Annotated in this window: 7 protein-coding genes; all 7 read left to right on the top strand. The window is 30.1% G+C overall.

Translation table 11 applies throughout. The features are described from left to right. On the top strand, positions 1 to 640 hold a 640-nt coding region (locus ACI3VO_RS02150), incomplete at its 5' end, for an oligopeptide/dipeptide ABC transporter ATP-binding protein (protein ID WP_439756331.1). Positions 641 to 788: 148 nt separating this feature from the next. Further along, the gene (locus tag ACI3VO_RS02145; protein ID WP_439756330.1) at positions 789 to 1,118 is read left to right on the top strand and encodes a cupin domain-containing protein; all 330 of its coding nucleotides are present in this window, start codon (positions 789 to 791) and stop codon (positions 1,116 to 1,118) included. A gap of 27 nt (positions 1,119 to 1,145) precedes the next feature. Next, positions 1,146 to 1,961 (top strand): helix-hairpin-helix domain-containing protein, encoded by an 816-nt coding sequence (locus ACI3VO_RS02140; RefSeq protein ID WP_439756329.1) that lies wholly within the window; start codon positions 1,146 to 1,148, stop codon positions 1,959 to 1,961. Between the two features lie 225 nt (positions 1,962 to 2,186). After that, positions 2,187 to 3,740: an SH3 domain-containing protein gene (locus ACI3VO_RS02135; protein ID WP_439756328.1), complete on the top strand. Its 1,554-nt coding sequence runs from the start codon at positions 2,187 to 2,189 to the stop codon at positions 3,738 to 3,740. Positions 3,741 to 3,750: 10 nt separating this feature from the next. Beyond that, positions 3,751 to 4,740 (top strand): transglutaminase domain-containing protein, encoded by a 990-nt coding sequence (locus ACI3VO_RS02130; protein ID WP_439756327.1) that lies wholly within the window; start codon positions 3,751 to 3,753, stop codon positions 4,738 to 4,740. A 61-nt stretch (positions 4,741 to 4,801) separates the two neighbouring features. Beyond that, positions 4,802 to 6,139, top strand: a complete 1,338-nt coding sequence (locus tag ACI3VO_RS02125; protein ID WP_439756326.1) for a protein kinase domain-containing protein — start codon at positions 4,802 to 4,804, stop codon at positions 6,137 to 6,139. Positions 6,140 to 6,181: 42 nt separating this feature from the next. Beyond that, positions 6,182 to 7,003, top strand: coding sequence for a vWA domain-containing protein (locus ACI3VO_RS02120; protein WP_439756325.1), 822 nt, complete (start codon positions 6,182 to 6,184; stop codon positions 7,001 to 7,003). Positions 7,004 to 7,101 lie beyond the last annotated feature (98 nt).

Raw genomic sequence — 7,101 nt, 5'->3', positions numbered from 1 at the left:
ATGCTTTGACCCTAGAATGAAAATAGGAAAAAGTATAGATGAGCTACTTAAAAACAATAAAATTCCTAAAGAGGATAGAAAAATTAAAATAAAAGAGTTGCTAAATTTAGTCGGATTAGAAGAGGAATGTGCAGATAAATACCCAAGTGAACTAAGCGGCGGTCAATGCCAAAGGGCAGCTATAGCAAAGGCACTTTCTGTAGAACCAACTATTTTAGTCTGCGATGAGATAACTAGTGCTTTAGATGTTTCTATTCAAGGGCAGATAATTTCTCTTTTAAACGAATTAAAGGAGAAAAAGGATATCACATATTTATTTATATGCCACGATTTAGCTTTAGTCGAATTGCTATGTGATAGAATTATAGTTTTAAATAAAGGAAGTATAGTAGAGGCTGGATTGGCAAAAGAGGTTATAGGTAACCCTATGCATCCTTATACAAAGCTATTAGTCGATTCAATTTTTCCAATAGGCGATATCGATTGGAAAATACCAGATATATCTATTGAAGAAGGAACAATACCTCATAGTGGATGTAAGTTTTACAGTAGATGCAATTTAAGAAGCGATGAATGCTTAAAATCATCGCCTAAATTAAAAAAAATAAACGACAATCACTTTGTGGCTTGTTATAATTAATAAAATTGAGGTTATTTATTTTATGACCTCAATTTTATTTTTTTAACTATATACAAGAATATTTTTTAATAGTATTTATAAATATTATTATAATGTGATAAAATTTATATATGAATTGTATATTTAAAATAACGGGAGGGCTATGTATATGAAATTTTCTTTTAGCAAAGAATTAGAAATAACACAAATGGCAGAAGGATTAAATAGAAAAATAGTAAATTACTGCGATAATCTAATGGTATGTGAAGTTCACTTTGAAAAAGAAGGCGTAACAGCAGCTATGCATTCACATCCACATGAACAATGTACTTACGTTGTAAGTGGAAAATTAAAGGCTACAATAAACGATGAAACTCATATATTAGAAAAGGGAGATTCTATGCTTATGGCAGCAAATGAACCACATGCATTAACTGCTTTAGAAGAGAGTGTGGTAGTAGATACTTTTACTCCTATGCGTGAGGATTTTATAAAATAAAAATAATTATTTGAAAGGTGTGAGAAAATGTCGGTAACAAGACGAGGCTTGATATGGGAAATCCTTAATTCATGGTGGATAGCACTTTCGTTTTTTGGATTCTCTTTTATATCATTTTTGTATATTGGAACAAAATCTAGAACAACTAAATGGAAGGTAACAGGAATAGTATATTTTTTAATTTATCTTATATCTATACTTTTAACAGGGATATTTGTATATGATCCAACGTATGATTTTATATCGACTATTGCTGCATTAGTATGGATTGCAAGTTTAATTGTAGGTTTTGTGCATTCATTTTTAGTTAGAAAAGAATATCTTATAAGAAGAGATTATATACTTACTAACGGTATAGAAGATAAAGAATTAGAAGAATTAAGAAAGCATGTAAAAAAACAATACAAAGGAAAAGACTATATAGAAAGTAGTGGAAATGATACTCATTTGGACAGTACATATCACTCTCAAATGAGCTACAGAGACTACGATACAGTTGATGCAAATAAAAATGACGACGAACTTAAGGAGTATTACGATGAATCTATAACTAGAGGCAATGAGGAAATTCTAGACAACAGCGAATATATATCATATAGCAAGAAAAATACAGATAGCTCAGTAAATACTGATGGTCAAATAAACATAAACAATTGTTCTGTAAATGATTTACTACAGCTTCCAGGAGTAACTCAAGAAATAGCAGATAAGGCAATCTCTCTTAGAACTATGCTTGGAGGCTTCAATTCAGTACAAGAGTTTATGGATATGATGCATATAGATTCAGCGTATTCAGATCAAATACGAGAAAAGGCGACTGTCAAAGATAGAGATATGTATTAAAAAAGTAGATTGACAATTTATAAGATATCAAATTGGGAAATTGAGGCGAAATATTGTTGTTTTGCTCTCAATTTCCTTTTAATTACTGTAATTTTATTGGTAGTAATTTTATGACAAAAATCAATTAAATAAATATTGATAATCGACTTATTTTAAAGTATCATATAGAATATAGAATTATAGAATAAAATGTAAAACTTATTAAAATTTGGAGGAAAAATGTATATGGGAAGGGATAAAAACTTAAGCGAGTCCTTGCGATATATATATGAACATTTAGGAGTAGAAACATTTCAAAATGAAAAAGTCGTATATTCCGTATTAACCGATCTTATACCAAAGGAAAAAATGGAGATAAATTGGGTATTAGATGCGATTAATAGTGGAGCAATCAAACCTTTAATCGAAGCTGAAACAAAGAATCTAGATAGAGAAGAGCAAAAGAAAAAAGCAAAAAGTATTTTTGAGGCTAATGAAATAAATAAATCTAGAATCGATTATCTTTTAAATTGTTTTTCTTATGGATTAAAATGGACAGATAAAATAATCAGCATAGAAGAAATAAAAGCTCAAGAAAAAAAGGCTAATTCTAAAAATAATACCAAAGAAAGTGTAAAAAAGACTACGACAAAACAGACAGATAATAAAAAACAAACTGTAAACCAACAAGATACATACAAAAATAAGCGCAAAAACCAAAAGAAAACAACTACAATTCCTGGCAATAAAATACAAAAGCTAGAATATGAATTAGATTTACTACATAAAAAAATAGATAATGTTATACAATTTTACAGAAACAGTGTTTCACAATTGAAACCACTAAATTTATTTGGGTCTGCTTTTATAAACGTATTTATAATTATTGGATGTATACTTATGATGGCATCATATTTATTTGTATTAAAAGAAGGCTATGTCTATAAAAAAATGTTGGTTTTAGGTATATTTGGTGTTTTTTGCGGAATACGTTTATTGAAAGGGACATTTAGAAATTTAAAGGATTTAAAGGTTAAATTGACTAGAAGAAGTACCTACAATAAATATATAAATTTAAAAGGTGCTGTGGATTTTACTCTAAAAAATGTATCATCGGGATCAGTTAAGAATTTGGATGATTATAATGTTACTTATACATTGATTCAGGACTATGAAAAAAAATTCGATGCATTACAGGTTAAAATGAAAAGTATTCCATCTACTATAAAAGAAGAAAATAAAACTATAGTAAAGTGGTCTGCTTTATTTATTATTATATTCATAATCAGTGGTGTATTTGAGCCTAGATTAGTATATGATCACATTAGTATTTATCATATACTTTCAAGAAATGCAGTAGAATTTATATCTGATAAAATTTACGATGAAAAATTTGGATGCGTAAAAACAGATGCTGCGAATATAAGAAGAGAGGCAAATAAGGACTCAGAATCAATTAGAATAGTTGAAAAATATGAAGTATTAAATTTAACTGGAAAATCATATACAAACCATGGCAAAGTTTGGTATGAAGTAAATTTATACAATGAAAAAGGATGGATAAGTAGCTCTGTTATAAATGTAGTTCCTAAAATTATAACTGTAACTGAGGAGGCTGCAAATATCAGAGATAGAGCAAATATAAATTCAGATGTAGAGATGACAGTTAATAAAGGACATACTCTATATACTACAGGTAAGGCAATAACAAAGCCTGAGAGAGTTTGGTATGAGGTTTATATACAAGGCGAAGGTGGATACTGGATTAGCTCTAATGTAGTGAAGGAAGCCGACGAATAAAGGAAATATTATGAAATATTATTTTAGTAAGCTGAATGAAGAAGGAAGAGAAATTTATAAGAAAATTTATTTTTCATTAGAAAATTTTGAAGAAAAAATTGCAGTAAAAGGAAAAATGGAATTTGCAAGAGACATCTATTATATGGTTATAAACGATAATCCTATGATGTTTTATGTTAATCCCTATCAAATTGCATACTATAACATAGACAAGTATGTCTGGATAGAGCCAATATACGTCTATGATAAGAAGAAAACTGAAGATATAAAAGCTAAAATAAATTCTATCTTAAAGCCTTTTGAAGAGAAGATAAAAACTATGCCTTCTAATCTAGAAAGAGAAAGATATATCCATAGATGCTTGACGAGCAGCATAAAGTACAAATACGACCACACTCCAGATGATGTAGAATGTCATACGATTGTTGGCAGCTTTATACATAAAGAGGCTGTATGTGATGGAATATCTAAGGCATTTAAGCATATGTGCGATTTGGCTAGAATTAACTGTAATGTAATTCTAGGGGATTCGTGGAATGAGTACGCACCTAAGCAGAGTCATGCTTGGAATATGGTTAAGATAAATAAAAAATGGTACCACATAGATGTAACATGGAACATAAATTTATCTGAAAGATTTAAATATATTAGATACGATTATTTTAATCTACGAGAATATGATATATTGAGAGATCATAGAAATTTTGAAAAGCTTGAAGTATGTAATAGCTTAGAAAATAACTTTTTCTATGAAAATAATTGTATAATAAATGGAAAAAGGGAATTAGATAAATTTATATTAGATAAATTTAAAAATATTAAGCAAAATAACGGCAGTAAAAATATTTATTTTAAGCTTTACTGTAGTGAAGATGAGTATGCTAGGACATTAATACGAGATGCTGTAAATGCAGCATGCTTGAAGACTTGTTATTTTTTTCAAAATTATACTGTAGAGTCAAATGATACTCAAGATGTTTATTTAATTAGAATAAATTAATATATAATATAGAAAATAAAATATTTATAAAATAAAAGCAGAAAGAAAAGGGTGAAATAATATGGCAGAGTTAAAAATAGGTTCATCTGTTAAGATTGAATACGGTGATAGTGCGAAGATAATAAGTGAACTTGGTAGAGGTGCTCAAGGTGTTGTTTATCTTGTGGAATATAAAGGCAAGAAATATGCATTGAAATGGTATTTTTACGATAAATTGAGAGAGCCTAATGCATTTAGACATAACATAAGAAATAATATTGATGATAAATCTCCAAGCGACAATTTCTTATGGCCACAATATTTGACAGAAGGTAATCAGCATGGAAGCTTCGGATATTTAATGAATTTAATACCTTCTAATTATGTAGGTCTTACAGATATTTTAAATACATATAAAATAGAAAAGATAGCAGGTACAAATGAAATAAGAAAAGTACCAGTTAAGTTCCAAAGCTTAGAATCAGTTGTAAATGCAGCTATAAATATTGTAATAGCCTTCAGAGAGCTTCACAGAGCTGGTAAGAGTTATCAAGACTTGAATGATGGAGGTTTTTACATAGACATAAAAACAGGAGACTTATTAGTTTGTGACTGTGATAATATAGCTCCAGAGGGAGAAAACTTCGGTATAGCTGGTATGCCAGGATATATGGCTCCTGAAATAGTAAGAGGAATAGCTAAGCCAGATGTACAAACAGATAAATACTCTCTAGCAGTTGTATTATTTAAATTATTATTTAGACATGACCCACTTGAAGGGGCTAAGGTTCTAAAGAGTGTGTGCTTACATGAAGGTGCAGACTTAAAACACTATGGAAAGGAACCAGTATTTATATACGATCCTAACAATAAATCTAATAGACCTGTTATGGGAGTACATGACAATGTAATCAAGCTATGGAAGGTTTATCCAGAATATATAAAGGATGCTTTCGTAAGATCATTTACAACAGGAATTCAAAATCCTAACCACAGAATTATAGAAAATGAATGGCAAAAATTATTTGTTCGCCTAAGATCTAATATAATTCCTTGTGACTGTGGTAGAGTTAGATTTTCTAACGCTTATTCTTATAAGGATAATGTATATATATGTCCTGCTTGTTCAAGCAAGTTCTTGTCAATGCAATTTGGCGATGTGAGTATACCTATGTTTGCAGGACAAAAATTATATAAATGCTTTACAGCGAAGGGAAATGACGATTTCAATACAGTGACAGCTACTATAGTTGAAAATAAAAAGCACAAGGGTGTAATGGGAATTAAAAATAATACAAATGAAACATGGAAATGCACTCTTCCAAGTGGTGAAGTGAAAGAGCTTGAACCAGGCAAGGCTAGAGCTTTAGGTAGAGGCATGACTATAGATTTTGGAAAAGGTATAATAGCAAAATTATAATTATTAAATGAAGAAGATTTTAATGAATAAGGAGGGCTCGATATGGCACTAGATTTACATAAAGATAGAGAAATAACAGGAGATGAATTTACAGATTTAGATTTTGATCCATTAGAGGTCAAACCAATTTCTAAAAAGAACTTAGTTGTGTTCTTCTTAGTCGATACATCAGGCAGTATGTATGGTAAAAAAATAGGAACATTAAATACAACTATGGAGGAATTACTTCCAGAATTAAGAGGCTTAGGTGGAGCTACAACTGATATAAAACTAGCAGTTATGACTTTCTCTGATGGATGCAAATGGATTACAGAAGAGCCTATGTCAGTAGACGACTATCAATATTGGACAAGACTTAAAGCAGAAGGTCTTACTGATTTGGGAGAAGCATTTGAAGAATTATCTAAAAAGCTTTCAAGAAAAGAATTTTTAAACTCTCCATCATTAAGCTATGCACCAGTAATATTCCTATTAACTGATGGATATGCAACAGATGATGCAATGGGTGGCCTAGACAAGCTTCAACATAACAACTGGTATAAATACGGCTTAAAGGTAGCTCTAGGTATAGGTGATAAATTCGATGAAGAATTATTAAAGAGATTCACAGGAAATCCTGAATTAGTTGTTACAGCAAAAACTTCAGATCAGCTTGCTAAATTAGTTAAAACTATAGCAGTAACATCTTCACAAATAGGAAGTAGAAGTATGACATTGACTAGTGGAGAAGACGGACAAGAAATAACAGAAGAAGATGTCCTTGGAACAAAAGAAAAAGAATTAGCAGAAACTATAAAAGAGACTATGGAAAACGACGAAGCCTTTGTTGAAGATTTCGACGTTGAAGATGGTTGGGACGATTAGTTTTAGATGATTTGCTAGGGCAGAATTGTCCTAGCAAATTTAAAAAATAAGCAAATATAACAATATATATGTAGCCCAGGAGGTGAATCGATTGTTAA

Source organism: Intestinibacter sp. (genome assembly GCF_051866655.1).
Classification (GTDB): domain Bacteria; phylum Bacillota; class Clostridia; order Peptostreptococcales; family Peptostreptococcaceae; genus Intestinibacter.
Note: the sequence above shows the minus strand (reverse complement) of the source record. Positions and strands in the feature narration are given on the sequence as shown.